Annotated in this window: 23 protein-coding genes and 1 pseudogene; 9 read left to right on the forward strand and 15 right to left on the reverse strand. The window is 60.1% G+C overall.

Going from position 1 to position 24,519, the window contains the following annotated elements; genetic code table 11:
• Positions 1 to 17: 17 nt before the first annotated feature.
• The gene (locus AC1Z24_RS19550) at positions 18 to 941 is read left to right on the forward strand and encodes a LysR family transcriptional regulator (RefSeq protein WP_483742274.1); all 924 of its coding nucleotides are present in this window, start codon (positions 18 to 20) and stop codon (positions 939 to 941) included.
• A gap of 36 nt (positions 942 to 977) precedes the next feature.
• Here the strand turns inward: AC1Z24_RS19550 and gcvA are convergent, their stop codons facing one another.
• Positions 978 to 1,904: a transcriptional regulator GcvA gene (gene gcvA / locus AC1Z24_RS19555; protein ID WP_483742275.1), complete on the reverse strand. Its 927-nt coding sequence runs from the start codon at positions 1,902 to 1,904 to the stop codon at positions 978 to 980.
• A gap of 100 nt (positions 1,905 to 2,004) precedes the next feature.
• On the opposite strand from gcvA, the gene AC1Z24_RS19560 reads away from it, so the two are divergent.
• Together AC1Z24_RS19560 and AC1Z24_RS19565 are read left to right on the forward strand one after the other, a co-directional pair.
• Positions 2,005 to 2,847 (forward strand): EamA family transporter, encoded by an 843-nt coding sequence (locus AC1Z24_RS19560; RefSeq protein WP_483742276.1) that lies wholly within the window; start codon positions 2,005 to 2,007, stop codon positions 2,845 to 2,847.
• 272 nt (positions 2,848 to 3,119) lie between these two features.
• Positions 3,120 to 4,463 (forward strand): MFS transporter, encoded by a 1,344-nt coding sequence (locus AC1Z24_RS19565; RefSeq protein ID WP_483742277.1) that lies wholly within the window; start codon positions 3,120 to 3,122, stop codon positions 4,461 to 4,463.
• 7 nt (positions 4,464 to 4,470) lie between these two features.
• On the opposite strand, the gene AC1Z24_RS19570 is transcribed toward AC1Z24_RS19565, so the two are convergent.
• From AC1Z24_RS19570 to AC1Z24_RS19585, 4 genes are all read right to left on the reverse strand, one after another.
• A complete protein-coding gene (locus AC1Z24_RS19570) occupies positions 4,471 to 5,607 on the reverse strand; it encodes a saccharopine dehydrogenase family protein (protein WP_483742278.1) in 1,137 nt (378 codons plus the stop codon).
• 255 nt (positions 5,608 to 5,862) lie between these two features.
• Positions 5,863 to 7,689 carry a glycoside hydrolase family 15 protein gene (locus AC1Z24_RS19575; protein ID WP_483742279.1) on the reverse strand — a complete coding sequence of 609 codons (1,827 nt, stop codon included), beginning with the start codon at positions 7,687 to 7,689 and terminating at the stop codon, positions 5,863 to 5,865.
• The gene (locus tag AC1Z24_RS19580; protein ID WP_483742280.1) at positions 7,682 to 8,482 is read right to left on the reverse strand and encodes a glucose 1-dehydrogenase; all 801 of its coding nucleotides are present in this window, start codon (positions 8,480 to 8,482) and stop codon (positions 7,682 to 7,684) included. Before AC1Z24_RS19580 ends, AC1Z24_RS19575 begins: the two co-directional genes overlap by 8 nt.
• Positions 8,483 to 8,595: 113 nt before the next feature.
• On the reverse strand, positions 8,596 to 9,642 hold the full coding sequence (locus AC1Z24_RS19585; RefSeq protein WP_483742281.1) for a class I SAM-dependent methyltransferase: 1,047 nt from the start codon (positions 9,640 to 9,642) through the stop codon (positions 8,596 to 8,598).
• A gap of 325 nt (positions 9,643 to 9,967) precedes the next feature.
• Between AC1Z24_RS19585 and AC1Z24_RS19590 the strand changes: the two genes are divergently transcribed.
• On the forward strand, positions 9,968 to 10,858 hold the full coding sequence (locus AC1Z24_RS19590; RefSeq protein ID WP_483742282.1) for a bestrophin family protein: 891 nt from the start codon (positions 9,968 to 9,970) through the stop codon (positions 10,856 to 10,858).
• Positions 10,859 to 10,893: 35 nt separating this feature from the next.
• Here the strand turns inward: AC1Z24_RS19590 and AC1Z24_RS19595 are convergent, their stop codons facing one another.
• Both AC1Z24_RS19595 and AC1Z24_RS19600 read right to left on the reverse strand, forming a co-directional pair.
• Positions 10,894 to 11,121 (reverse strand): hypothetical protein, encoded by a 228-nt coding sequence (locus AC1Z24_RS19595; RefSeq protein ID WP_483742283.1) that lies wholly within the window; start codon positions 11,119 to 11,121, stop codon positions 10,894 to 10,896.
• Positions 11,122 to 11,542: 421 nt separating this feature from the next.
• Positions 11,543 to 11,653: pseudogene (locus AC1Z24_RS19600) on the reverse strand (hypothetical protein); the annotation flags it as partial.
• Positions 11,654 to 11,794: 141 nt separating this feature from the next.
• Here AC1Z24_RS19600 and AC1Z24_RS19605 point away from each other — a divergent pair.
• Positions 11,795 to 12,097: a hypothetical protein gene (locus tag AC1Z24_RS19605; protein WP_483742284.1), complete on the forward strand. Its 303-nt coding sequence runs from the start codon at positions 11,795 to 11,797 to the stop codon at positions 12,095 to 12,097.
• Positions 12,098 to 12,337: 240 nt separating this feature from the next.
• Here the strand turns inward: AC1Z24_RS19605 and AC1Z24_RS19610 are convergent, their stop codons facing one another.
• Complete coding sequence (locus AC1Z24_RS19610; RefSeq protein WP_483742285.1) at positions 12,338 to 13,717, reverse strand: OprD family outer membrane porin; 1,380 nt, start codon at positions 13,715 to 13,717, stop codon at positions 12,338 to 12,340.
• Positions 13,718 to 14,201: 484 nt separating this feature from the next.
• Between AC1Z24_RS19610 and AC1Z24_RS19615 the strand changes: the two genes are divergently transcribed.
• Complete coding sequence (locus tag AC1Z24_RS19615; RefSeq protein ID WP_483742286.1) at positions 14,202 to 15,119, forward strand: bifunctional helix-turn-helix transcriptional regulator/GNAT family N-acetyltransferase; 918 nt, start codon at positions 14,202 to 14,204, stop codon at positions 15,117 to 15,119.
• A gap of 104 nt (positions 15,120 to 15,223) precedes the next feature.
• On the opposite strand, the gene AC1Z24_RS19620 is transcribed toward AC1Z24_RS19615, so the two are convergent.
• Positions 15,224 to 15,850, reverse strand: coding sequence for a hydrolase (locus AC1Z24_RS19620; RefSeq protein ID WP_483742287.1), 627 nt, complete (start codon positions 15,848 to 15,850; stop codon positions 15,224 to 15,226).
• Positions 15,851 to 16,039: 189 nt separating this feature from the next.
• On the opposite strand from AC1Z24_RS19620, the gene AC1Z24_RS19625 reads away from it, so the two are divergent.
• Positions 16,040 to 16,933 carry a LysR family transcriptional regulator gene (locus AC1Z24_RS19625; protein ID WP_483742288.1) on the forward strand — a complete coding sequence of 298 codons (894 nt, stop codon included), beginning with the start codon at positions 16,040 to 16,042 and terminating at the stop codon, positions 16,931 to 16,933.
• 23 nt (positions 16,934 to 16,956) lie between these two features.
• Here AC1Z24_RS19625 and AC1Z24_RS19630 read toward each other — a convergent pair whose 3' ends face one another.
• The 6 genes from AC1Z24_RS19630 to AC1Z24_RS19655 form a co-directional block, all read right to left on the reverse strand.
• Entirely contained in the window at positions 16,957 to 17,433 is a 477-nt protein-coding gene (locus tag AC1Z24_RS19630) for a nuclear transport factor 2 family protein (RefSeq protein ID WP_483742289.1), read from the reverse strand.
• A 46-nt stretch (positions 17,434 to 17,479) separates the two neighbouring features.
• Positions 17,480 to 19,540 carry a pyridoxamine 5'-phosphate oxidase family protein gene (locus AC1Z24_RS19635; protein WP_483742290.1) on the reverse strand — a complete coding sequence of 687 codons (2,061 nt, stop codon included), beginning with the start codon at positions 19,538 to 19,540 and terminating at the stop codon, positions 17,480 to 17,482.
• A 46-nt stretch (positions 19,541 to 19,586) separates the two neighbouring features.
• Positions 19,587 to 20,216, reverse strand: a complete 630-nt coding sequence (locus AC1Z24_RS19640; RefSeq protein WP_483742291.1) for a glutathione S-transferase family protein — start codon at positions 20,214 to 20,216, stop codon at positions 19,587 to 19,589.
• Positions 20,217 to 20,372: 156 nt separating this feature from the next.
• Positions 20,373 to 21,278 carry a LysR family transcriptional regulator gene (locus AC1Z24_RS19645; protein WP_483742292.1) on the reverse strand — a complete coding sequence of 302 codons (906 nt, stop codon included), beginning with the start codon at positions 21,276 to 21,278 and terminating at the stop codon, positions 20,373 to 20,375.
• A 3-nt stretch (positions 21,279 to 21,281) separates the two neighbouring features.
• A complete protein-coding gene (locus AC1Z24_RS19650; RefSeq protein WP_483742293.1) occupies positions 21,282 to 22,196 on the reverse strand; it encodes a LysR family transcriptional regulator in 915 nt (304 codons plus the stop codon).
• A 63-nt stretch (positions 22,197 to 22,259) separates the two neighbouring features.
• On the reverse strand, positions 22,260 to 22,712 hold the full coding sequence (locus AC1Z24_RS19655) for a winged helix-turn-helix transcriptional regulator (RefSeq protein ID WP_259107747.1): 453 nt from the start codon (positions 22,710 to 22,712) through the stop codon (positions 22,260 to 22,262).
• 160 nt (positions 22,713 to 22,872) lie between these two features.
• Here AC1Z24_RS19655 and AC1Z24_RS19660 point away from each other — a divergent pair, with 160 nt between their 5' ends.
• Positions 22,873 to 23,508, forward strand: coding sequence for an NADPH-dependent F420 reductase (locus AC1Z24_RS19660; protein ID WP_483742294.1), 636 nt, complete (start codon positions 22,873 to 22,875; stop codon positions 23,506 to 23,508).
• Positions 23,509 to 23,558: 50 nt separating this feature from the next.
• Positions 23,559 to 24,518 (forward strand): SDR family oxidoreductase, encoded by a 960-nt coding sequence (locus AC1Z24_RS19665; protein WP_483742295.1) that lies wholly within the window; start codon positions 23,559 to 23,561, stop codon positions 24,516 to 24,518.
• Position 24,519 lies beyond the last annotated feature (1 nt).

Consider the following 24,519-nt stretch of genomic DNA (forward strand, 5'->3'; position numbering starts at 1 on the left):
TGAAGGAACAAATTGGTTTGGACCGCCTGACCGGTCTCATCGCATTTGCCCGCGCCGCCTCACTGGGCAGTTACACCGCTGCAGCGCGAGCGCTGTCGGTGTCGCCTTCGGCTGTCAGTAAAAGCGTGCAGCGCCTCGAAGAGCATTTCGGCCTCAAGCTCTTTACCCGCACCACCCGCTCACTGACCCTGACGCCTGAAGGCCGGGATATCTATGAGCGTGCGTTGCGAATTCTGCGGGAAGTGGAAGAGATCGATCAGGCGGCGGTCGCTTCACGGGCCGAGCCTTCCGGCACTCTTAAGATCACTGCGCCTGCGCCCATCGGCCTGAATATCCTCGCACCGGCCCTGCCGCGCTTTCGCGAGCGCTATCCCAAGCTGCTGATCGACCTGAGGCTGAGCGATCAGGTGACCGACATTATCGAGCAAGGTATCGACGTGGCGATCCGGGTCGGCAACCTGGCGGATTCGCGCCTGGTTTCTCGGTCTCTGGGGCCGCATCGCATCGGCGCATTTGCTTCCCCCGATTACCTGCGTCGCAAAGGCACTCCCGTGATCGCCGAGGATCTGGCCGACCACGAATGCGTCAACTTTCGTTACCAGAGTTCGGGACAAAGCCTGCGCTGGCCTTATCAGGCCGCCGAGAAGCAACTGGAAGTCAGCCCACAGGCTGCAATCACTGCCGATTTCAGCGATGCGGTCGCCGCTATACTGGCCGCTGGCGGCGGTATCGGTATCTCGCCTCACTATGTAGCTGCACCCTACGTCCGACGCGGTGAGCTGGTGCCCCTGCTACCGCAGTTCACGGTGGAGCGGTTCACCATCACTGCGCTATGGCCGCAGAGTCGCCGGGGAAGCCCGAATGTGAAGGCATTTGTCGCCTTTCTGAGCGAGCTGTTTCCAGCGCTGACGCCGTGGGATGAGACGGTGAGCAAGCGCTGATATTGCAAGGTTGCCCAGTCACGAGGCCCACACCTTTCATTTCAGTTCAGACATTGGCGTCGCGCTTGATATTGGCAATCCCACACCCTCCCGCTCCAGCCACGCACAAAACAACTGCACCGCCTCATCCTCCAGCTTCTCCACCGGCACATAGGCGCAGTAGCTCCGTGATGGCAGGCGTGGCCCGTCGAAAGGCGTTACCAGCCGTCCAGTCTTGAGGTCGTCGGCCACCAACGCCACAGGCCCCATGGCGATGCCCAGACCACCTATGGCCGCTTGCAGGGTCAGGTAGAAGTGATCGAAAACCATATCAGCCGCGGGCTTTAGCCGGGGTGTCCCTACGCTCGTCAGCCAGTCGGGCCAGAGCCTTGGCAGGCTTGAGGTGTGCAGCAGGGTGTGCTGCCTTAGATCGTCCGGGGTATGCAGTGGCAGCCGTTGCAGCAGTGCCGGGCTACAGACCGGCAGGCGCTCCTCGGTGAGAAACACCCGGGTCGAATAGCCATAGAGGGTGTCCGGCCCGCCGCGAATGATGATGTCGCAGCTGTCTTTCAGGCTTTCGACCGATTTGCTCGAAGTCTCTACCCGCACATCGATGGCGGGATGCTCGACGCGCAATGTCTGCAATCGCGGCACCAGCCAGCGCAAGGTGAACGACGCCAAAGCATTCACCCGCAAAACCTGCGGTGCATTATCCGGGGAGCCGAACCGTGCCGTGGCCTGGGCCAATTGCTCGAACAACGGCCCGATCGCCTCCAGGTAGGCCTTGGCTGCCGGAGTCAACAGCACGCGCCGATTGTGCCGCTCGAACAGCGGCGCACCGAACCAGTCCTCAAGCAGGCGCACGCTCTGGCTTACCGCGCCCTGGGTGACGTGCAGTTCTGCGGCCGCTTCCTTGAAGCTGCCGAGCCGCCCTGCTGCTTCGAAAGCGCGCAAGGCATTGAGCGGGGGGATAAGCCTGGTCATTCGCGATAGTTTTACTGATGTAAAAAAGCAATTTAACTGGTTTGTCAGCTCACACCAAGATAGATATTTTGCTGACAATCCCCTCGATCTGGAAAACACCATGCTCAGTTATACCGGCGGCCTCGTTCTCCTGGCCGCCCTGCTCCATGCCAGCTGGAACGCGATGCTGCACGGCAATCGCGATCGCTATCTGTCCATGGCCTGGATGAGCATTGCCATTGCCCTGATCTCCACGGTCGCGGCCCTGATGTTGCCGTTACCGCCCGCAGCGGCGTGGCCTTATATCGTCGCGTCCGGGTTGGTGCATATCGTCTACAACATTAACCTGGTGCGCTCCTATAGCAGCAGCGACCTGGCGGTGGCCTATCCCATTGCCCGAGGCTCGTCGCCTTTACTCGTGGCCCTTGGCGCCGCGCTGTTTGCCCATGAAGCCATTACGCCGATCCATGCCCTGGGCGTCGCCCTGATCTCCGGCGGCATCCTGACCCTGGCCCTGCTCGACCGTCACGTCTCCCGTGCCGCCGCCCTGACGGCGCTGACCACCGGCGCGATCATCGCCCTGTATACCGTGATCGACGGTATTGGCGTGCGCCAGTCCGACGGCCAGGCCCTGGCCTATACCCTGTGGATGTTCACGTTCTATTGGGGCACGGTACTGGTGTTCGTGGCCAGGCGCGGGATTACCGGGCTGCTGGGGCCTATTCGCAGCAACCCTGCGGCCGTCACCTCGTCCTTTGTCGGCGGCCTGGTGTCCATTGGTGCCTACGGCATCGTGATCTGGGCGTTACAGTCCGGCGCCATGGGCATGGTCTCGGCATTGCGCGAGACCAGTGTGGTCATGGTGGTGCTGATTGGCCGGGTATTTCTGCGTGAGGCCGTTAGCGCCAAGCGTTGGGCGGTATGCGTGGTGGTGGCGGTTGGAGCGATTTGTCTGGGGTTGTAACCCATCCCACGCATATTTTTGTGGGAGCCGGCTTGCTGGCGATAGCAATGGATCAGTCACTGAAGTATTGAGAGCGCTTCGCACTCCATCGCCACAGTAGGGATCAGTTGCGCCGAAAATGGGCAGATCGGCCAGCGAGTGTTGCGTTAACCGACAATTATAAAATCCCAATATATGGGATATAAAATCATATATTGAGTCATCCGATAACCTCGTCTAAGGTGAACCGATGCAACCGCTACCACTCTCATAACAATAAACAGGGAGGTCACATGCATCCGCCATTCGCCGACTCGGGTCTGCACGCGAGCACCATGAAGCGCCTCAACCTGAAGTTGATTCCCTTCCTGATGTTGCTGTACATGGTCGCCTATATCGACAAGTCCAATATCTCCGTTGCCGCGTTGCAGATGAACGCCGAACTGGGCCTCACTGCCCGTATGTATGGCATTGGTGTCGGTCTGTTCTTCCTCACCTATATCCTGCTGGAAGTGCCCAGTAGCGTGATCCTCACTCGAGTCGGCGCACGGCGCTGGATTGCGCGGATCATGATCACCTGGGGCATCGTCGCCGCCGGCATGAGCCTGGTGCAGAGCGCCAACCAGCTATACGGCATGCGCCTGCTGCTGGGCGCCGCCGAGGCCGGTTTTACGCCGGGGATCATCTATTACCTTTCGCAGTGGTACCCGCGCAGTGATCGGGCCAAGGCCATGTCGTTCTTCTATATCGGCGCGGCCCTGGCCTCGGTGATCGGCCTACCGCTGTCGGGCGCGTTCCTGCACCTGGACGGGCACTTTGGCGTCAGCGGCTGGCGCTGGCTGTTCCTGCTCGAAGGGATACCGGCGGTGGTCCTGGGCATTGTCGTGCTGCGCTACCTGCCGGAAACGCCGCAAAGCACCCACTGGCTGCAACCGGACCAGAAAGAATGGCTGAGCCGCACTATCGCCGCCGAACAGGCGACCTCACCCATCAGCCATCACGCCGCCTGGCAGACCGCGTTTCGCAGCCGCCAGGTATGGCTGCTCAGTCTGTTCTGGCTGCTGCAGGCGTTCGGCACCATCGGCATCACCCTGTTTCTGCCGCTGATCGTCAAGTCCGTGTCCGGGCAGGCGTCGTTTACCGTCAGCGTGCTGTCAGCCCTACCCTTCCTGTTTGCCTGCATTTTCATGTATCTCAACGGCACTCACTCCGACCGCAAGCGCGAACGCAGCTGGCACCTGGGTGTGCCCTTGATGCTGGCCGGGGCGCTACTGGCCCTGGCCGTGGCCACCAGTAATCCGTGGCTGGCCTATGCCCTGCTGGTGGTCGCGGTGGGCTTGAACTGGGCGGCGACCCCGGTGTTCTGGGCGACCACCACCGAGTACCTGTCCGGCGCTGCGGCGGCCGCCTCGATTGCCCTGATCAACTCCATCGCCAATATCGCCGGCCTCGGCCTGCCACCGGTGATGGGCTGGATCAAGGACGCCACGCAAAGCTATGACTACGCCCTGCTGATGGTCTCGGCGGCACTGCTGCTCGGTGGCGTGCTGGGGCTGTATCTGGCCCGGGCGCCGCGTCCGCTGCCACGTACGGTCGTTGAAGCCGCGCAGAATCTCAAGGTCGGCAAAGCACATTGAGGCCAGCCTATGAGTGCGAAACGGTTCCATCAGAACACTCCACCGCGATGCTCAAGCTCTGGGGCTCGTTGATCGCCGCCATATATTCCTCGACGCTGATTTCCCCCACGCACGGCCGTGCACCGGGCCCAGGCAGATAACCCCCGGCCAGTTTCGCCGCGAGCGCCACGGCGGCGCAGCTGGGAATTTCCGGGCCCTTGCCGTTTTTCGCCGTCAACTGCACGGTCATGGACAGGGGTTTGCCGTCAGTGCCAAGCCCGTGTACGTCAATGAACATCGCGCTCTTGCCGTCATCGAGCGGTTCAAACAACAGCCCGCAACGATGCAGCCGGGCAGCCCACGGCGCGTGATTACGGACCAGACCTGACTTGACTGCCTGGGCCAGCAGGAAGTTGGCGATACCGGCCAGTTTCAACCCGGCTCCGGCCTGAAAGCTTAGGGTGTGAGCGCCGTAACGGGCGGCGAAAATATCCAGGTCCGGCACGTCGACATTAGCCAGCAAGCGGGTTCCCAGCTGCGGCATCTTGCGCAGCTTCAAGCCCTGCCAGCCCGACACTTCATGCACCTGGCCATCCTTGAGCTGGCGAATCGGTTTACCCGCATAGGCCAGCACGCCTTCGATGGTCGACAGGCCCGGCATCTTTGCCGACGAGGAAATGCCATGTTCAATGCTGTCGATGCGCTGGAAGCGATGGCGCTGTTGATCGATCAGGGCTGAGGACAGCGTTGGCACCGAGCTGCAACCGCTGAGGACCGCCACCCTGGCCTCACGGGCGCGAACGTCCAGTGCGGCAATGCCGCTGACGAAGGTCCGGCAGTCGGCCAGGTCGCAGTAGTTCACCCCGGCCGCGATGCAGTTCTCGGCAACGGCATAGGACTGTCCCTGAAACGGGCCGCCGGTATGAATGACCAACTGGATACCCAACGCGCCCAGGGCGGAATTAAATTCAGCGCCCATGGCATTGCCGCACCAACTCTCGCAGGGCTTGCCCGACGACGCCCGCAACTCATCGACCTTAGCCTGCAACTTGCGCGGATCGCGGCCCGAGATCACCAGTTCGACACCGGGCATTGCAATCAGATGCCTGCACACGATACTGCCAAAATTCCCGTAGCCGCCGACCACCAATACCCTGAACGCCATGTAACGCTTCCCTGAGTGACTCAACCAAGCGGGCAACTGTCCTTGAACAGGCCGGTTGAATCAATGCGTTTTTTCGCCAGGAGATCCCGCGCCATCTTCGACACCGCATGGCCGAGCGGCAAACATAAAACCCACGTGGGACCGGCTTTAGCCGGGAAGGCGCAGGCAGGACCGATACAATTCTATCGCCTGATATGCCGCCCTCCCGGCTAAAGCCGGTCCCACAATGCATGCAATGGCCCCTTTATCCTGTGCTCAGGGCTGCCACAAGGTCTTGCTGCCATCCAGTTTGCGGTCCAGAAAGCTCGCCGCACTGATCAGCGCCAGATGGCTGAGGGCCTGGGGCGTATTGCCCAAGTGGCAGCCATGCTCGTCGAACTCCTCGGCATACAAGCCCAGGGGATTGGCATAGCGCAGCAACTGCTCGAACTCCAGATGAGCCTGTTCGACCCGACCGGCCCGGGCCAGGCATTCGACATACCAGAATGAGCAGGCAGTAAAGGCGCCCTCCTCGCCGGTCAGACCATCATCATGTTGATCATCGTTGCGATAGCGATAGACCAGGCCGTCCCGTACCAGCGTGCCTTCGATTGCCTCCAGAGTTGCCAGCCAGCGCGGGTCACTGGCGCCGACAAAGCGCACCAACGGCATCAACAGCATCGACGCATCCAGGTTGCGGCTGCCCTTGTACTGCACGAAATGACCCAGATCGGCATCCCAGAAATTCTTCCAGATATCGTCGTGGATTGCCTGACGCTGGGCGTCCCAGCGATCGAAAGGCGCCGGCAGGGAACGCTTGAAGGCCAGACGCAAGGCACGATCCAGGGCCACCCAACACATCAGCCGCGAATGCAGGAAATGCTGATCCTGACCGCGCATTTCCCAGATGCCGACATCCTTGTCCTGCCAGTGCTCACAGACGTGATCCACCAGTTGCGTAGCGTGTTTCCAGCCTTCGTAGGAAATCGCTTCGCCGTATTTATTGGCCAGATACACCGCATCCATCAGCTCGCCGTAGATATCCAGCTGGGTCTGCTTGTAAGCCTCGTTACCGATACGTACCGGGGTCGCGCCGCCATGGCCGGTCAGGTGTTGCAGATGCTCTTCAGGCAGCTCTTCGCGGCCATCCAGGGCATAGAGAATGCCCAGCCTGGTCGAGTCCGCACAACAATCGCCCATGCGCCCCTTGACCCAACCCATGAAGGCATTGGCTTCGTCGGCATAGCCCAGGCGCATGAAGGCGTAGACAGTAAACGAGGCGTCACGGATCCAGCTGTAGCGATAATCCCAGTTGCGCTCACCGCCACGGGTTTCCGGCAGGCCGAAGGTGGCGGCGGCAACGATTCCACCATGCTTGCGTGACGTCAGCAGCTTGAGGGTCAGGGCCGAGCGATTGACCATTTCCCGCCAGCGCCCGCGATACTCCGACTGCCCGCTCCAGCGTCGCCAGAAGGCCAGAGTGTCGGTGAAATAACGGCTGCAATGCCCGGCCGCGACCTGAGGGTCGTCGATGCCACCGAGAATGAACTCGATGATCTGGCCCTTCTCCATGGCGAATTCGGCCACGGCGGTATCCTGCTCAAGATGCAAGCCGACAGTGGCTGACAATCGCATGCCCGGCTGGCCCTGGGCAACGAAGCAGACATCCTCGCCGTCCATATGGGTTTCCATCCGCGCGCGGCTGTAGTCCATGCGCACGCGGCAGCGCATGCGTACGTTGGCCTTGCCGTAGCGCACCTCGATGCGCCGCACCACGCGGGGCAGATCGTCTTCATTCTGACCGACGGGCATCAGGTCAGTGACCTCCACCACCGCGTCCTGAGCGATCCAGCGCGTCTGCAATACGTTGGTGTCCGGCAGGTAAATCTGCTGACGACGAGCGTCGGGCAAATCCGGGGCGAGCTGAAAGATCCCGGCTGCGGTGGTGTCGAGCAGCGCACTGAAAATCGATGGGCTGTCAAAATCCGGCCAGCAACAGAAATCGATGCTACCGGTATCCGCCACCAGAGCAGCGCCGCGCATATCGCCGATGATGCCATGGTTCTCGATGGGGTTCTGCGCTTCTTCGAGGAGATCAGCCATTGCCGCGAAACTCCGGATACAGGCTCATGCCACCGTCGATAAACAGCGTCGTGCCGTGCACATAGTCCGACAGATCGGACGCCAGCCAGACCACGGCATTGGCGACATCTTCGGCTTCACCGACGCGGCCATAGGGGATCAGCTTCAACATTTTGGCCTCGCCGTCGCCCTGCATCGCCTGTTGATTGATCGCGGTACGGATCGCGCCGGGGGCAATACTGTTTACCCGAATATGCTGCTCGCCGACTTCCTGGGCGATGCTGCGCATCAGCAGATCGACACCGCCCTTGGAAGCCGCGTAGTTGGCATGCCCGGCCCAGGGAATCAGCTGATGTACCGAGCTCATATGAATGATCTTGCCCATGGCCCGGGACACTCCGGGGCGCATGCCCTGGCTGATGAACTGACGCAAGGCGGCACGGGCGCAGAGGAACTGCCCGGTCAGGTTGACGTTGATCACCGTGTTCCAGTCTGCCAGGCTCATATCAACCAGGGGCGCATCCTTTTGCAGCCCGGAATTGGCCACCAGAATATCCAGATGACCGAAGTGTTCCAGCGTCTGGGCGAACAGTTTTTCGACCTGTTCTTCCTGGGAAACATCGGCGCCAATGGCTACCGCCTGGCCGCCCGCAGCACGAATTTCCTCGACCAGTTTTTCCGCAGGCTCGGCGTGGCTATTGTAATTGACTACCACTGCGGCCCCGGCAGCGGCCAATGCTCTGGCGGCCCCTTCGCCCAATCCTGAACTCGCACCGGTCACCAGTGCCACTTGCTGCTGCAACGAGATATGCATGGATTTATCGCCTTATGATCGTCATACAGAGCTGACTGGCGAGCCTCGGGCGAAGTTCAGTAAAAGCTTTTGGGCTGACAGGACAGGCGCTTCTGCCCTGCCCGGCACTGAGTCTACTTGCGTGCCTCCAGAATCAGATTGAAGGGGGTTTCACAGGCACGCCGAAAGTGGCTAAAGCCTGCGTCGGTCAATACCTTGCGCAACCGCGCCTCACCGGCCTGTGCGCCCAGACCCAGCCCCACCTCCTGCGACAACGAATTGGGCGTGCAGATAAAGGTCGATGCCGCATAGAAAAGCCGTCCCACCGGGTTGATATTGGCGTCGAGTGTGTCGTTGGCAAAAGGCTCCACCAACAATACGGTGCCATCGTCCTTCAGCGCCTGATGGGCATGTTTCGCCGCGCCAACCGGGTCTCCCATATCGTGCAGGCAGTCGAAGTAGCAAATCAGGTCGTAATCCTGGCCGGGAAAGTTCTTGGCGGTGCCCCCGACAAAACTGACCCGGTCGCTGACACCCGCTTCTTCGGCACGCCGGGTGGCCGTGACGATGGAGGGTGCGTGATAGTCGAAGCCGACAAAATTCGACGCGGGAAATGCCTGGGCCATGACGATGGTTGACGCCCCGTGCCCGCAACCGATATCCGCTACCTTGGCCCCGGCCTTGAGCTTGTTGACCACCCCATCCAGCGCTGGCAGCCATTGGTCGACCAGATAGGCCTTGTACCCCGGCCGGAAAAAACGCTCGGTGCCGCTGAACATGCAAGGGTGATGATCGCCCCAGGCCAGCGCGCCATTACCACGCATGGCCGCTACCAGCTTGTCCTTGTCGTGAAACATCGACGCCACCACCATCACGCCACCGGCTGCATAAACCGGTGACTCCTCGATGGCCAGGGCCAGGGCCTGTTCTTCGGGTAATACAAACTGGCCGTCGTAATGTTCCATGTAGCCGGACGCTACGTGGGCACTGAGCCATTCGCGAAGCAGCCGCGCGTTGCAACCGGTCCTGCCTGCCAAGGCCTCGGGGGTAATCGGCTGACTGTCAGCCATGGCCTTGTATAGCCCCAGTTCGTCGCCAACCATCACATTGGCCAGCAGGCCGGCCGCGCCCATATCGGACACCAGCTTGCCCATGAACGCATAAAGTTTCGCCTCGTCCATTGCATAACCTCCTGTCAGAAGGCCACCGTCGGCACGGGCGTAGAGAACCTGACAACTGTTGGCGGTGGTCGGGTGAATAAACCACGTATTGGAAGTCCCTGTGAGGGGGACGGAGTTGAGTTTAGTTGGTTATCTGTGTAGGAGCCGGTCAGCAAGGACAAAACGGGCGGTTGCCCCAGGCAGAACAACCGCGCGGCGTTTCGCTCGCTCGCCAACACCCAAACCCCGTTGATTCAACGTTTCTTCAGCCCCTGTCGCGAACCTTTCATGGCCAATGGCCGTCCGATCCAGAGCATCTGTGTTTTTGCTCATCGTGAGGTTTCCGTTGAAAGCTGCCATCGTCAAGAAGTACCGTCTGATCATCAAGACCATGGGTTACGTCGGCTGGGCGCTGTTCTGGCTGTTGCTCTGGGATATCGCCGTCACCGTTGATTTCATGCTGGTGCTCAATACCAAGATCAATCTGCCGCTGATGCCTCTGACCCTGCTCGGTTCGGCACTGGTGGTGCTGATCAGTTTCCGCAACAGCAGCGCCTACAACCGCTGGTGGGAGGCGCGCACGCTATGGGGGGCGATGGTCAATAATTCGCGCAGCTTTGCCCGCCAGGTGCTGACTCTGCTGGATGATCACGGCGCTGAAGTGAACCCGGTGAAGTCCACTTTGCTACGACGCCATGTGGCCTATATCAACTGTCTGGCGGCCCACCTCAAGGGTCAGCCTTGCCCGACGGAAATTCAGGCCTTCATTCCCGCCGACGAGTTCGCCCGCAACGGTGCAACCAATAACTTCGCCAACGACATTCTCAACGGCTCTGCCGCCCTGCTGGCCCAGCAGTACAAGGCCGGTAGCCTGGACAGTATCCGCCTGGCGCGACTGGAATCGACCATGGTCGAGCTGTCCAACGCCCAGGGCGGCATGGAGCGGATCGCCAATACACCGTTGCCCTACCCCTACGTGTATTTTCCGCGCCTGTTCATTTCGCTGTTCTGTCTGATCGTACCGGTGGGCCTGGTGGAATCCCTGGGCTGGTTCACCCCCCTGGCCTCCACTGTGGTCGGCTTCATGCTGCTCGCTATCGAACGTATCGGCACCGACCTGCAAAGCCCGTTTCACTCCAGCGAGCACCAGATCCAGATGGAAACCATCTGCGAGACCATCGAGAAGAACCTGCAATCGATGCAGCGCGATGCATTGGGGGGTGGGCGGATGGGGTGATGATTTCACCCGCAATGAAGAGCGTTTTGTGTGCCCTACGCGGGGCTTTGCGCCCTTGTCGCCAATGCCTCGATCACCTGCCTGACCACATCCAGTTGCTGAATCGCCGAGCGCGCCAGGGGTCGGTATTCGAGGGTGGCGTTTTCGGCGGTTTCGTAAAAGATGGCGGCAACGCCGTCGAGGTATTCGGAGGCGAAGATCAGGGCGTCTTCGGTTTTGATATCCGGGTTAAGGGTGAACAGGTCGTTAATTGAATGATTCATGGCTATTCCTCGTAGAGTGAAGCCACCTGTTACGCGACTAAACGATCGGGTGGCGGCTGTGCACGGGTTAGTCGACCGGTCCGAGGCATCCGGCGCACCCGAAGGTGCCCCGTACACAGCCACCATAAAACACCACTGCAGCATCAGAGACACCGGTGATTAATGGCGACAACTTGCCAACGAAAACGGGCGACTAAACCCTGTCGCTGAGTCCAGCGACAGGCGGCAAATTAGTCGCCTGCGAAGACATCTACAAGCGCTGACAGAGCATATCGGGAAACTTCAGAATCGTCCTACAGCCCTCGATATTCGGGGCTTACAAGTGTTGCGGGTTATGTCGTTGCGTGCCCCTGTGGGACCGGCTTTAGCCGGGAATAAGCCTTCCCGGCTAAAGCCGGTCCCACGAAAGAAGCCTATCAATTCAAGCGCGTCGAATCATATCGGCCGCCTTCTCGCCAATCATGATGCACACCGAGTTGGGGTTGCCGGCGATCAGCGTCGGCATCACCGAGGCATCGGCCACGCGCGGGCTACGAGCACCTGCAACCGTTCATCGCCGATTCTTCATTTTTTCAAACTTTTTCCACGCACAGATGAGTCACACCCGTAGAGCGATTGGCAAAGATGCCAGCACTTGCACCCTTTGTTCACGTCTACCAAGAGGCTTTTCCTCATGAGAAAAACAATAACTTATGCACTGGCCATGGCCGGTCTGACTTGCGTACTGTCGACTCCCCTGATGGCCGCCACGAGCGCCAGCGGCGCCAGCAGCAGCGCCCCGACAACGTCTTCCGGCAGCAGCTCCGCACAGTCCTCCAAGCCAAGTGGCAGCAACGGCGCCAACACCAACGGTACCGCCCTGCCCGGCTCTGGCGGTGAAGCGGGCGCTGGCGGCAATTCGAGCCCAGGCAATAAAACGCCGTCGGGCGCCGGGTCGAGTTCAGATGAAGGCAAAGGCTCCAGCAGCGGGTCCTGACAACGCAGATCCCTGTCAGATACAGCGCGATTTCTGAATTTGAATGCGGCTTCTGTAGGACTGGCTTTAGCCGGGAGAGCATCTTTGAAACCGATGCTCTCCCGGCTAAAGCCGGTCCTACGATCGGGTGCTGCGCGAAGGCACGGTGCGAGGACGATGGAGTAGCACTTATTCGAGATAAAAAGAGGCCCCGAAAAGTCGAGGCCTAAATTACAGAGGAGAGGTAGCGGTACAGCGCAATTACATAAAGTTGTACGTGTAGTTGAAGATGATGCGGGTCTGGTCCTGAGAGGACGTGCCGGTGTTTTCGCCGTGGTAGTTACCCGTACGGACGGTGGTGCCGAAGCCTTTCAGAGGACCCTCCTGAATCACGTAGTCAACCCGCAGGTCGCGTTCCGCTTCACTTTGATCACTGCCACCGGCGACCTTGGCCTTGATATCGTCACCGCGCAGGTAAGCGATCGAAGCCTTGAGGCCCGGAACCCAGGTACGGAAGTCATAGGTGTACTGACCGAAGTTCACTTGCTCGCCAGCGCGCGAGAAGCTGCCGACCACGGCATTGGTAAACAGATAGAAGTCGGAACCGCCGGCGCCTTGGGCAACAGGGTCTACCAGGTTGCCCTGGTTGGCCCAGACAAAGCCGCCATCATCACTGACGCCTACGTGGCCGAGCATGAACGCACTGCCGCCCAATTGATAAGTGAACTGCGCACTATAGGTTTTGTTATCAACTTCGCCAGCATGTTTGGCATAACCACCGTTGTTATTGAACGCATAGCCAGCCTCGCCGTTTTTGCCATCGCCGGTGCTGTCGAAATAACGAAGATCAGTCTTGAAAGATTGATCATTGCCGAGTGGCAATACGTGAACCAGGCCAAAGAAGTTCTGACGGTAGAAGTTTTCCAGATCGGCATAATAATATTGCACAATCAGGTTTTTCAGCAGCGGATCGCCACTGCGAGCGAAAGGCGTGTAATCCACCCCGCCGAACTTGAAGCTGTCGCTGTCTTGCGTGGCGCCGGCGACTGAAAGACCGGTGGAGTTACTAGAAGCACGGCCCGCTGCCCTGTTGATTTCACCGCCGGTAAACGTCAGGTCGGGAATATCCTTGGACGTGAGGATGCCGCCCGAATAGGTCTGCGGCGTCAAGCGGCTATCGTTGGACAGGAGAATCGGCAGCGAAGGCGCCAGCGCCCCGCCGACATGCAATTCGGTCTGGGAAATACGGAACTTGGCATTGGCGTTGAACCGGCTCCAGTTATCTGCAGCGGAAGTACCATTGCTCGGGAAGAAGCTGTTGGAGTTACCGTCCAGGTGATGGCCGGTGCCACCGTCCAGGTGAATCGCCTGAATGGCCTCGGCATCAAGCCCGAAACCTACCGTACCCTTGGTAAAACCGGATTGGTAGTCGAGACGCAAAGCCGTCCCCGCCTCTCGCTCGTCCGGCGTATGGGCACCGGTACTGCTTGCCTTGTTGGATCGCACATCAGCGTCGTAATACATACTGCGAGAGCCCAACGCGATATGACTATCTTCGATGAAACCACCGGTTCCGTCGGCCATAGCAAACTGCGATATAACCCCCGCGCCTACGGATACTGCCAGGACAGCTAACTTCATTACATGCTCCAGACTGCGCAATTGCAACGCAGCGTTTATTGTTAAGTGGGGCTCTGACGGCCTTCGAATGCGATGACGGGTGATAGGTTCAATGAGTGGACATCAATATTGCGCAACAGGATCAGCACAAAGCTTAAGGCATTTGTTTTTTGTAAACGTATTTTTTATTTATAAAGAATATTTATTTATAAACTTTTATTCATTCATGTATAACTTTTTATTTATAAACTATTTTTAATCAGGACATTCACGGCTGCCCACTCAATGATTGACTGAGAATGAAACGTAAGCGGAGCACCAGCGCCGCTTCGCTCCGTTTGGCTGTGCTTGCCCGCTCATCTGACTGAGTGGCCCGTCAGATGCACCGCGTTATCGTTTTTCGCGGGCAAGCCCGCGCCTAAAGAATCACCCGGACATCTACAGCGTTGACATAATTGCTTTAGGCAAGCATATACTTGCCTTAAGCAACCTTATGGACATTGTCATGACGACCTCCCTCATGGTTCGCGCCGAAGCCATCCGCCGCTTCAACCGCTTCTATACCCGCCAGATCGGTGCCCTGCGCGAGCACTTGCTGCAGGCCGAGTTTTCCCTGAGCGAAAGCCGGATCCTCTATGAACTGGGAACCAGCGCCGGCCTGACCAGTGCCGAGCTCTGCCAGATGCTGGGTCTGGACGCTGGCTACCTGAGCCGGATCATCAGCGGTTTCGAGAAAAAAGGGCTGATCAGCAAAACCCGCTCACCCAGCGACGCACGAGCGTTGCTCATACAGCTCACCAATGCGGGAAAGGCTGTCCTTGCCTCACTTGAACAAGCCGCGCGCGAAGAAGTGATGGCAATGCTGCAAGGCATGCCCGAATCCCGCCAGGACCAATTGACCCAAGCCATGCAGCAGGTCCAGTCGCTGTTGGCTGGCAACGACTCGTCCTATCTGCTGCGCGATCCGCGAGCCGGTGAGATGGGTATCGTCGTTCAGCAGCAGGCAGAACTGTACACACGCGAATATGGCTGGAATTCGGAGTTCGAAGCACTGGTGGCCGAGATCGTCGCCAGGTTCCTGCGGGAGTTCGACCCATCGGGTGAACGTTGCTGGATCGCGGAAAAGGATGGCAAGGTCATCGGTTCAGTCTTCGTCGTCAGGCAAGACGAGACCACCGCCAAACTGCGGATGTTGTATGTGGACGCCAGCGCCCGAGGCCTGGGTATCGGCAATCGGTTGGTCGAGGAGACCCTGCGGTTTGCCCGACAGGCAGGTTACAAACGGATGATCCTCTGGACCACCAGCATCCTCACGGATGCCCGCAAGCTGTATCAAAGGGCGGGATTTGAGCTAGTCGAGGAAGAACCGGTTCACAGCTTCGGCAAGGATCTGGTCAGTCAGACCTGGGCGAAGAACTTGTAGGCTCCTTCACCATCAGGTTGAAACGAAGTGAGAGGTGGTGCCTGCCTGCGCAAGCCCCACCCTTATCAAGCTCTCAACTATTCGAAGCGAACTGACCGCGTTTCTTAAACGGCCTTCTCGGCATTAAACCCATCGGCATTCTCGAAAACGCCCATGAAACCGGCGACAGTCGATTCCCGTGCCCAGTCGCGCTGAAGCTCGCAGTACATCTGCACTCGACTAATGAGCTTCGCGCCCGCCTGTTCGATTCGGCGCAGCGCCATCTCGTGCGCAGCAACGGATGTACCACCGACCGCGTCGACCGGCACATAAACCTCGTAGCCTTCCTGGATCGCGTCGAGTACCGGGAAGGTCAGGCAGGCTTCAGTCCAGAGTGCGGTCATGATCAGCTTGCGGCGGCCCAGGGCTTTGACCGCCCGTTTGAACTCGGTGTCCTCCCAACTGTTGATCGATGTGCGGTCATAGGTCGGCAGGTGGCCAAGCAGGTCCTGCAGCTCCCGAATCGGTGGTTTGTTGCGGCCGGTGGCGACGTTGACGGTCGAATGAATGATCGGAAGGTTGTAGTTGAGGGCCGCCTTGGCGACGCTGGCGATGTTGAAAACCAACTCGTCCCGGGGCATCGAGCGGATCGAGGAGACCTGGATCGGCTGGTAGTCGATGATGATCAGCGCCGAATTTTCGGGCGACAAGAGTTGGTCGGTATGGGGGTTGCGGATAACTTCGCTAGCCATTTGCTGGTCCTGTTCTTGGTGGGGATGCACACGTACAGGCGACACCGCTGGGACGACGCCTGGACTGATGGTGTCCGGGAGATATGCGCCAAAGGCGAGATCACCAGGAAGCAGGATTGTGCTGTTCCCATACTCGACGCAGTAGTAGCATCATGCGACTAGCTGTGTTGCGAAATGAGGAACACCGACATGGATATCGAAGAACTGCAAACATTCGTGGAAGTGGCTGATGCCGGCGGGGTTTCGGCGGCAGCGCTACGGCTGGGGGTGTCCAAATCGATCATCAGCCGCAGGCTGGCCAGGCTGGAAACGGAGCTGGGCATTCAGCTGCTGGCCCGCACCACCCGCGGCGCCGCGCTGACGGAAGCCGGGGCCACGTTCCGCGACTATGCCGCGAGGGTCTGCGCCGAAATCGAGGTCGCGAGGGAAACCATCCTGCCCAGCGGTGCCCTGCGCGGTCGTTTGCGGATCGCTGTGCCGCTGTCGTTCGGCCCTCAATTCGCGCCCATGCTTGCGCAATTGGCAATTCACCACCCCGAACTGCAAATCCAGACCTGCTACAGCGATCGCTTCGTCGATCTCATCGCGGAAGGTTTCGATTGCGCGATCCGGGTTGGCTATCTGCAAGACTCCAACCTGATCGCAAGGTGCATCGGCCCGTCTTATACCCGGCTCGTCGCAAGCCCCGACTATATAAAGGCCCATGGAGCGCCGGAGTCGCCGGAGCAAATCACCGCCCATGAAGCCCTTATGCAGGGCACCGAAGCCTGGCAATTCATGGACGGCGACAAGATCATTTCGGTGCGTGCGCAGGGGCGTTTCAAGGCTGACAACGGCACGGCGCTGGTCGCCGCCGCGACAGCAGGACTGGGCATCGCTTACCTGCCCGCCTGCCTCACGGATGAGGGTGTGGCCAGTGGCGCGCTCGTGCCCATCATGACCCGTTACCTGCCACCGCAGGCGGGCGCCTACGTCATCCGCCCGCCCGGCTCGCATCCCGCGCGCAAGATACGCGTTCTGACGGAGTTTCTGATCGAGGCTTTCGACCAGTCGCCACATTTTGCAGGGGCCGCACGGGTGTGATCAGGTGGCCTCGGCCGGTCGATCTACAGTCCCAATGCCGACAACCCCGGATGGTCATCAGGACGACGCCCCAGTGGCCAGCGGAATTTGCGCTCGGACTCTTTGATGGGCAGGTCGTTGATACAGGCAAATCGATGGGCCATCAGGCCATTGTCGGCAAACTCCCAGTTCTCGTTGCCGTATGAGCGAAACCAGTTACCGGAGTCATCGTGCCATTCATAGGCATAGCGCACGGCAATTCGACTGTCGGTGAACGCCCAAAGCTCCTTTATCAAGCGGTACTCGAGCTCCTTGTTCCATTTGCGCTGCAGAAACGCCTGGGCCTGCTCACGGCTGCCGGCGAACTCCGCGCGGTTGCGCCATTGGGTATCCGGGGTATAGGCCAGGGCCACTTTCGCCGCATCGCGACTGTTCCAGCCGTCTTCGGCAAGGCGGACTTTCAGAATGGCTGTTTCACGGGTGAACGGCGGCACAGGTTGGCGTATTTCAGGGGTCGACATGAGGCTTGCTCCCGGTAGTTGAAGGACGTACATGCAGAAACAATTGCTAGAGATCGAGGACCAAAGGCTGCACCCCCTCCTCATGCTCCGCCGGGACGGCGCAGCAAATCAGTACCGTATCGGCATCCGGCATTTGCGCCGGAGGATTGGGGTAATGGACCTTGCCGCTGACCAGACGGGTCTTGCAGGTGCCGCAAGAACCTCCCCGACAACTGAAGTCCGGGTTCAGGCCACGGCTCTCCGCCAGCTCCAGCAGGCTGCCAGCCCCCGGCGTCCAGCGCGCATCCTTGGCCGATGTGGAGAAATACACCGGCACGGGCGTCGTAGCAGCGGGTGGCTGGATCAGCGGGGTCTCCTGCTCGACCGCCAGGCGTTGCAACGTCGACGGACCAAACGCTTCGGCATGAATGCGCTCATCGCTAATGTTCAGCCCCCGCAGCCCGTCATACATGGCTTGGAGGAAAGCTGCGGGCCCGCACAGGTAAAAGTCGTAGTCATCGAGCGGCAAGCGAGCCTTGAGCCGGGCAAAATCCAGACGACCAATGATTTCAAAATCCCGGCCAGCAACGGCCTCGGCCTCAGGGCTGCTCAAGGCACGGTGGATATGCACCGACTCAGGATCACGCTGTTGCAGTTCGACGAGTTCCACCTGAAACGGCAGGTCCTCCAGGGTCCGGGCGCTTTGGAACAGATGGATCGGGCGGTGCCGCTGATGCTGGATATTTTGCGCAATCAGTTCCCTGAACATGGAAACCAGCGGCGTGATACCGACGCCTGCGCCGATCAGCACTACCGGGCGTTCGGTTTCTTCTGCGAGGGTAAAACTGCCCAATGGCGGGCGCACCTCCAGAATGTCCCCCACTCGCACAGTGTCATGCAAATGATGTGACGCAGGGCCCTGGGCCTTGACGCTGATACGGATGTGTCCATCCGACGGCGCGCTGGAGACGCTGTAGGTCCTGATCAACGCGGACTCATCGCCGCTGCGCAACAGACGTATCGGCAGATGCTGGCCAGGAACGAAGGCAACGGTAGCGTTGTCCTGCGGCTGGAGATAGAACGAGCGAATGTCCTTGCTCTCCTGTTCTATGCGCGTCACCTGCCAGGGATGCCATTGCCGACGCTGCTCGCGCTCGCTCAGCAGCGCGTCTGCCTCGGCCCAGGTGCCGGTGGCCAGGCTGGTCGGTGCATAGTCATGAAACTCCCAACGCAGCGATACCGCCGCCGGGCGCAACACCACCTGCTCGACCTCGAAGGTCCAGAGGCGCTCGGCACCTTCGAATGCCTTGATCATCGGGCTATCCAGAATCAGCTCGGTGCGCCCGCAGAGTTGCAGCACGTCCCCGTTGCTGAAATCGACGAACAGCAGCCCGGCCAGGGCGTTGACCTGTAGGTTGCCCAAGGTGTTGAAAAACAGATTGCCGGCATAGTCAGGAATGGTCAGACGGTTGCCTTCGACTTTGACAAATCCGGGCCGCCCGCCCCGATGCGATACGTCCACCGAGCGATGTTGCGGGTCATGGTCAAAGTAACTGGCGACAAAAAAAGTATCGGCCTCACGAATCAGCCCGGCAGTCCGCTCATTCAGGGCATTGAAGTCCTGGCGCGGGGCCCGCCCTTGCATCAGTTCAGGGAAACGTTGGCAGGTCCTTGCCTGAATATATTTGGGGCAGTTGCCGTAGGAGTGCTCGACCATGACCGAGAGGCCATGGGCAGAAGCCTGCTCGATCACGCCGTTGATACGATTGCGGCGCCGGGTGTGCAGCTCAATGCCGAGCAAGCCGATGGCCTGGCCCGTTTGCAGCCCGGCCATGGCAGGGTCCTGATCGTCGGCATGTGCAGCCAACAGCAACTGCTGCGGATCGGGCGATGTGACAAAGCCTTCCGGCCCTTCGAGCAAGGTCGCCCAAGGCCGTTGTTGTGGGTCTACGGCGCCGACGATCATGAAGGGCAATTGATGGTAGAACTCGCGATGCTGATCGGGCATGTAGCTGCGGATCACCTTTTGCCCGATCACCTCCATCCGCTCGGATACGCTGTGGAGTTCCTGAAGTATGCGCTCCCCGGCATGCCAGGGAGAGCGACGGTGTTTGGGCAGAGTGTCCATGGAGCGCTCCTTGAGACGGATGCAGGTGGCCCGACAGCAGGCCGGCTCAGTTGCCCTGCAGGCCCACGGCGGTACGTTGCATGGGCACGAAACAGGGCAATGCCTCGACCTTTTCCAGCCAGGCGCGTACGTTCGGGTAGGCCGCCAGCGACACGTTGCCTTCCGGAGCATGGGCGATATAGGTATAGCTGGACACATCGGCCACTGTCGGAGCATCACCGGCCAGAAACGCCGTTTGCGCCAGCTCGTTGTCCATCACTTTGAGCAAGGCGTGCGACTTCGCAATGACGCTTTCGGCATTCAACGCCGCGCCAAAAACGGTGATCAGCCGTGCCGCTGCGGGGCCGCCGGCAATCTCGCCAGCGGCAACCGAGAGCCAGCGCTGGACTCGTGCAGCGGCAAGCGGGTCATCGGGTAGCCAGCTACCGTCACCGTACTTCTTCGCCAGATAGACCAGGATCGCGTTGGAGTCGCTGAGGACCGTGCCATCGTCATCGATGACCGGCACTTGCCCGAAGGGGTTGATTGCGAGGAATTCCGCCTGTTTGTGGGCGCCTTTGGCCAGATCGACAAAGATCCGCTCAGTGGGCAGCCTCAGCAATGCGAGCATCAGCTCGACGCGATGGGAGTGGCCTGAAAGGGTGTGGCGATAGAGTTTGATGACTGGCTGCGTCATGGTCCTGGCTCCTGCTCTGACTGGGGGCGGCAGCGCAGAAATCAATCCGTATTGGCCTCCTTGCGCTGGGTGCAGATGCTGCACCTCTCAGCCGTCGGGCAGAATCACCAACTTGAGCAATGGATAATTTCGTTTAGCAAAAGAGTGCACTCTGCGTTACCCGCCAAACGCCGGATGGCTGCGCAGTATTGGCGTAGCGAAGGCGATGAAGGTCCGTATCCGGGCATCGGCGCGGCGACCGTCGCGGTAAATCAATTGCGCCGGCAGGGCATGGCTGGCAAAGGCGCTCAACACCGGTTCGAGCAGCCCAGCCTGTAATTCATGATGGGCCTCGTAGGTCATGCAACGGATCAACCCCAGCCCCAGGGTTGCAGCGTGTATGGCCCCACGCGTAGTGGTACAGGTCAGCACGGGGTCAGGCTTGATGACGCACGTAAAACCTTCGCGGCAGAAGCGCCACTCACTCTCCGGGCCTGCGGCAGCAGTAGTCATCACCGTTCGGTGGGTCTTGAGGTCTGCGGGTGTCTGTGGGCGGCCCCGCGTTGCCAGATAAGCTGGAGCGCCACAGACAACCGGTCTCATCATGCCCAGCGGCACGGCGAACCCCGACGAGCTCGGCAAATGCCCGACCACCAGGGCGACATCAATGCCTTCATCCAGAAGTTTCGGCGCGCCAGTGCACGTCCTGATGACCAGTTGTACATCGGGAAATTCAGCCAGGTAGGCCAGCGCTATTGGCGTGAATACAGCCTGATCCATCGCCAACGGCAACGATACGACCAATTGCCCGACCGGGCTGGCATGTATGCCTGCTGCGGAGCGTTCGGCCATGTCGACCTGCTCCAGGATATGGCGACAACTCACAGCGAACTGCTCACCGGCCTCACTTAGCTGAATGCCACGTGGTCCGCGAATCAGCAGCCTGTTGCTCAAGCGTGTTTCCAGCGACGCGACGGTACGCATGACGGTCGCTGGCGACAGCTCCAGTTGCCGGGCTGCAGCGGCAAGACTGCCCGCCTGCGCGACGGCCCCGAAGATACGCATTTCACCATAACGACTCATGAACTAGACAGTCGGGACCGCATGCAGGGCCGGGTCTTCGAGGAACCGGCTCGAGCAATAGTCAACGAAGGTGCGTACCTTGGCGGATACCCGCTTGTTGCCCTGATACAGCACATGCACGGGCAACGGGGTTGTTTCAAATGCACCCAGGACGATCTCCAGTTCGCCCTTGGAAACCAGTTCGGCGACCTGATAGGACAACACTCGCGTGAAGCCCCACCCCATGCGCGCGGCATTGATCGCGGCCTGATTGGAACTGACGGTCAAACGTGGCTTGGGGTGCAGGGTGATGGCGTTTCCCGCTACGTCGAACTGCCAGTCAGTCAGCAGGCCACTGGCAGATGACATCACGACAGGCGCCGCCAAAACCTCCTCCGGCGCCGTCGGCCTGCCGACCCGATCGAGAAAACCGGGTGCAGCACAGACCACCGGGCGGATTTGCCCGACCCGGATGGCTTGCAGGCCATTGTCGGGCAATTGACCGATGCGGATGGCGACGTCCACCGCCTCGTCAAGCATGTTCACCACACGATCCACCAAGAGTGCGTTGATGACGACCTCAGGATGCAGCGCCAGGTACTCCGTCATCAGCGGGATCAAAAACAACTCGCCGAACATCACCGATGCCGTGACCGTCAGGTTACCCCGCGCTCGAATGCTGCTGCCGGTGGCAAGCTCCTCGGCCTCTTCCAGATCCTGCAGAATGCGCCGGCAATCCTCCACATAACGCCGACCCGCCTCGGTCAGACGCAGGCTGCGTGTGCTACGTGCAAGGAGCAGCGTGCCCAGGCGATTTTCCAGGCCCGCGATGACCCGCGTCACACTGGGCGCCGACATACCCAGCAGCTTGGCCCCGGCGGCGAAGCTGTCCGCCTCGGCGACGGCCAGCAGTACTTTCATCTCCTGAAACCTGTCCATGATCACCGTCCGGCTGCAATAACTTATCCAGTGGCAAGCAGCGTAGCGCGTCTGCCGCCCGGCTCATCCGTTGCCGTCAGGGAACAGGCACCCGCCGCTACGCACCAGCGCCCTCACCTCCTCGCTCACCTCTATCGGGTTTTGACTGAGGCGGGCAAAGAATTCCTGGCTGTGCCGTACGTACGACTGCGAATCGTACTTGCCGCTCCAGAGCACGATGTTGAGCACGATGGGAATGAGGTCCAGGCCCTTTTCGGTCAGGCTGTAGAAGTCCTTGCGCCCGTCGTCCGGGCTCGGCGCCTTCGAGAGAACGCCTTGCTCCTCAAGAAAAGCCAGGCGCGAAGCCAGGACATTGGTGGCAATGCCCTCTTCCGATTTCAGGAACTGGCCATAGGTCTTTTTGCCGACAAACACGATGTCGCGAATGATCAACAGCGACCAGCGGTCACCAAAGATCTCCACGCCGTAGTTCACCGCGCAATGGGAGCGGATGTCTTTTTTGGCTGTTGTCTTCATGGGCGGATCTTAGCATCGCTTGTGTATCGCAAGTAAATTTCAATTTATTACTTGTTTTTTGCAAGTAATATGACCAACATAGATCCCACTGAGCGAGATCGCCGATCTGACGTCGGCATCCCAGCACTGTTCAACCCTCTGCCAAAACAAGGACCCGCACATGAGCACAATCAGCATCATCGGCTCAGGTGGCATGGCCGCAGCAATAGGCGGCCTTGCCGCTGGCGCCGGATATATCGTCGAGGTCGTGAGTCGCGATGCCAGCAAGGCGCAGGTACTGGCCGACGATATTGCCGGCAACGCGACGACAGGGATGTTCGGTGCGTTACCGGCAGGAGACATCGTCATTCTCGCGGTGCCTTACTCCGCCGTTCTCGACGTGGTGAAGCAATACGGCGAACAACTCGCAGGCAAGCTGATCGTCGATATCACCAATCCCGTGGGCCCCGACCTCAAAAGCCTGGTGACGCCCGAGGGCAGCTCCGGCACCCGGGAAATCGTCAAAGTCGCCCCTGCCACAGCTCAGGTCGTCAAAGCGTTCAATAGTCAGTTCTCCCACGTACTGGCTGCCAGCGCCGTCGAACAGCACCCGCTCGACGTATTCATTGCAGGGGACGATGCACAGGCAAAAGCCCGTATCGCAGCATTTATCGAATGCCTCGGGATGCGCCCGATGGACGCCGGGGCGTTGGATATGGCCCGCGCCCTTGAGCATGTCTGCCTGCTATCACTGGGCCTCGTCACCCACTCCGTCATGCACACACGGTTCTCAATCGGCGTCAGCCTGCTCGGTTGAGCACCCTATAGCCCCTCCCCCAACACTACTCACACACTTGGAGCACCAACATGCATGTATTCGTCACTGGCGGCACCGGCCACGCCGGTTCACACGTCATCCCTGAACTTATCGCCGCCGGACATGAGGTCACCGGCCTGGCCCGCTCGGACGAGGCTGCGGCCGCACTGTCCGCACTCGGAGCAAAAGCATGCATTGGGAGCCTGGAAGACCTGGATGGCCTAAAGGCCGCGGCGCGGGAGTCAGACGGCGTCATACACCTGGCGTACCGCGCAGAACTGCTGCCCTCCGGCGGACTCGACGCCTTGTGCGAGTCGGAGCTGGCCATCGTGCTCGCATTCGGCGAGGCCATGGCGGGCACCGGCAAGCCGCTGGTCGTAGCGGGCAGCATCGGCGCGCCGACCAATCCAGGTCGGGCTGCACCGTCCAGCCTGGGCCGTATGGCAACCGAGCAAGACCCCGCCTTGGCGGGAGGCCCCTCGCACAGAGGCACGCTCCGCGCACGCAACGCCGTGGAAATTGCCGTGCTCGGCCTTGCCGAACAGGGCGTGCGGTCATCAGTCGTAAGGATTGCGCCCATCGCACACAGTTCGACGGATCGCGCTGGCTTTCTGCAGCAGTTGATAGGGCTTGCCAAGGCTAAAGGCTACGTCGGCTACCCTGGCGCGGGCGATAACCGGTGGTCCGCAGTACACATACGCGACCTGTCGTCCTTATTCCGTCTGGCCCTGGAGAAGAGCCCGGCAGGCAAGGCGTGGCACGCGGTCGGCGATCAGGCGATCGCGCTGCGACAGATCGCCGAGGCCATCGCCCTGCGCCTGGACCTTCCCGCAGTAAGCATCCCCGCTGACGAGTTGATGGTGCCGGGCTACTTCGGCTTCCTGGCGGCTGTGGTTACGCTGGACCTCTCGGCATCCAACGACATCACACGCCAGACACTCGGCTGGAACCCCTCGCAACCTGGTCTTCTCGATGACTTCAACAACGGCCACTACTTCCCGGTTCGCTAAA

This window comes from Pseudomonas sp. JL23 (genome assembly GCF_056933585.1).

Excerpts from the sequence above, each read along its gene's own strand:
- gcvA (WP_483742275.1), bottom strand. The coding sequence starts at position 1,904 with ATGACCAGGCTTATCCCCCCGCTCAATGCCTTGCGCGCTTTCGAAGCA.
- AC1Z24_RS19560 (WP_483742276.1), top strand. The coding sequence starts at position 2,005 with ATGCTCAGTTATACCGGCGGCCTCGTTCTCCTGGCCGCCCTGCTCCAT.
- AC1Z24_RS19565 (WP_483742277.1), top strand. The coding sequence starts at position 3,120 with ATGCATCCGCCATTCGCCGACTCGGGTCTGCACGCGAGCACCATGAAG.
- AC1Z24_RS19570 (WP_483742278.1), bottom strand. The coding sequence starts at position 5,607 with ATGGCGTTCAGGGTATTGGTGGTCGGCGGCTACGGGAATTTTGGCAGT.
- AC1Z24_RS19575 (WP_483742279.1), bottom strand. The coding sequence starts at position 7,689 with ATGGCTGATCTCCTCGAAGAAGCGCAGAACCCCATCGAGAACCATGGC.
- AC1Z24_RS19580 (WP_483742280.1), bottom strand. The coding sequence starts at position 8,482 with ATGCATATCTCGTTGCAGCAGCAAGTGGCACTGGTGACCGGTGCGAGT.
- AC1Z24_RS19585 (WP_483742281.1), bottom strand. The coding sequence starts at position 9,642 with ATGGACGAGGCGAAACTTTATGCGTTCATGGGCAAGCTGGTGTCCGAT.
- AC1Z24_RS19595 (WP_483742283.1), bottom strand. The coding sequence starts at position 11,121 with ATGAATCATTCAATTAACGACCTGTTCACCCTTAACCCGGATATCAAA.
- AC1Z24_RS19605 (WP_483742284.1), top strand. The coding sequence starts at position 11,795 with ATGAGAAAAACAATAACTTATGCACTGGCCATGGCCGGTCTGACTTGC.
- AC1Z24_RS19610 (WP_483742285.1), bottom strand. The coding sequence starts at position 13,717 with ATGAAGTTAGCTGTCCTGGCAGTATCCGTAGGCGCGGGGGTTATATCG.
- AC1Z24_RS19615 (WP_483742286.1), top strand. The coding sequence starts at position 14,202 with ATGACGACCTCCCTCATGGTTCGCGCCGAAGCCATCCGCCGCTTCAAC.
- AC1Z24_RS19620 (WP_483742287.1), bottom strand. The coding sequence starts at position 15,850 with ATGGCTAGCGAAGTTATCCGCAACCCCCATACCGACCAACTCTTGTCG.
- AC1Z24_RS19625 (WP_483742288.1), top strand. The coding sequence starts at position 16,040 with ATGGATATCGAAGAACTGCAAACATTCGTGGAAGTGGCTGATGCCGGC.
- AC1Z24_RS19630 (WP_483742289.1), bottom strand. The coding sequence starts at position 17,433 with ATGTCGACCCCTGAAATACGCCAACCTGTGCCGCCGTTCACCCGTGAA.
- AC1Z24_RS19635 (WP_483742290.1), bottom strand. The coding sequence starts at position 19,540 with ATGGACACTCTGCCCAAACACCGTCGCTCTCCCTGGCATGCCGGGGAG.
- AC1Z24_RS19640 (WP_483742291.1), bottom strand. The coding sequence starts at position 20,216 with ATGACGCAGCCAGTCATCAAACTCTATCGCCACACCCTTTCAGGCCAC.
- AC1Z24_RS19645 (WP_483742292.1), bottom strand. The coding sequence starts at position 21,278 with ATGAGTCGTTATGGTGAAATGCGTATCTTCGGGGCCGTCGCGCAGGCG.
- AC1Z24_RS19650 (WP_483742293.1), bottom strand. The coding sequence starts at position 22,196 with ATGGACAGGTTTCAGGAGATGAAAGTACTGCTGGCCGTCGCCGAGGCG.
- AC1Z24_RS19655 (WP_259107747.1), bottom strand. The coding sequence starts at position 22,712 with ATGAAGACAACAGCCAAAAAAGACATCCGCTCCCATTGCGCGGTGAAC.
- AC1Z24_RS19660 (WP_483742294.1), top strand. The coding sequence starts at position 22,873 with ATGAGCACAATCAGCATCATCGGCTCAGGTGGCATGGCCGCAGCAATA.
- AC1Z24_RS19665 (WP_483742295.1), top strand. The coding sequence starts at position 23,559 with ATGCATGTATTCGTCACTGGCGGCACCGGCCACGCCGGTTCACACGTC.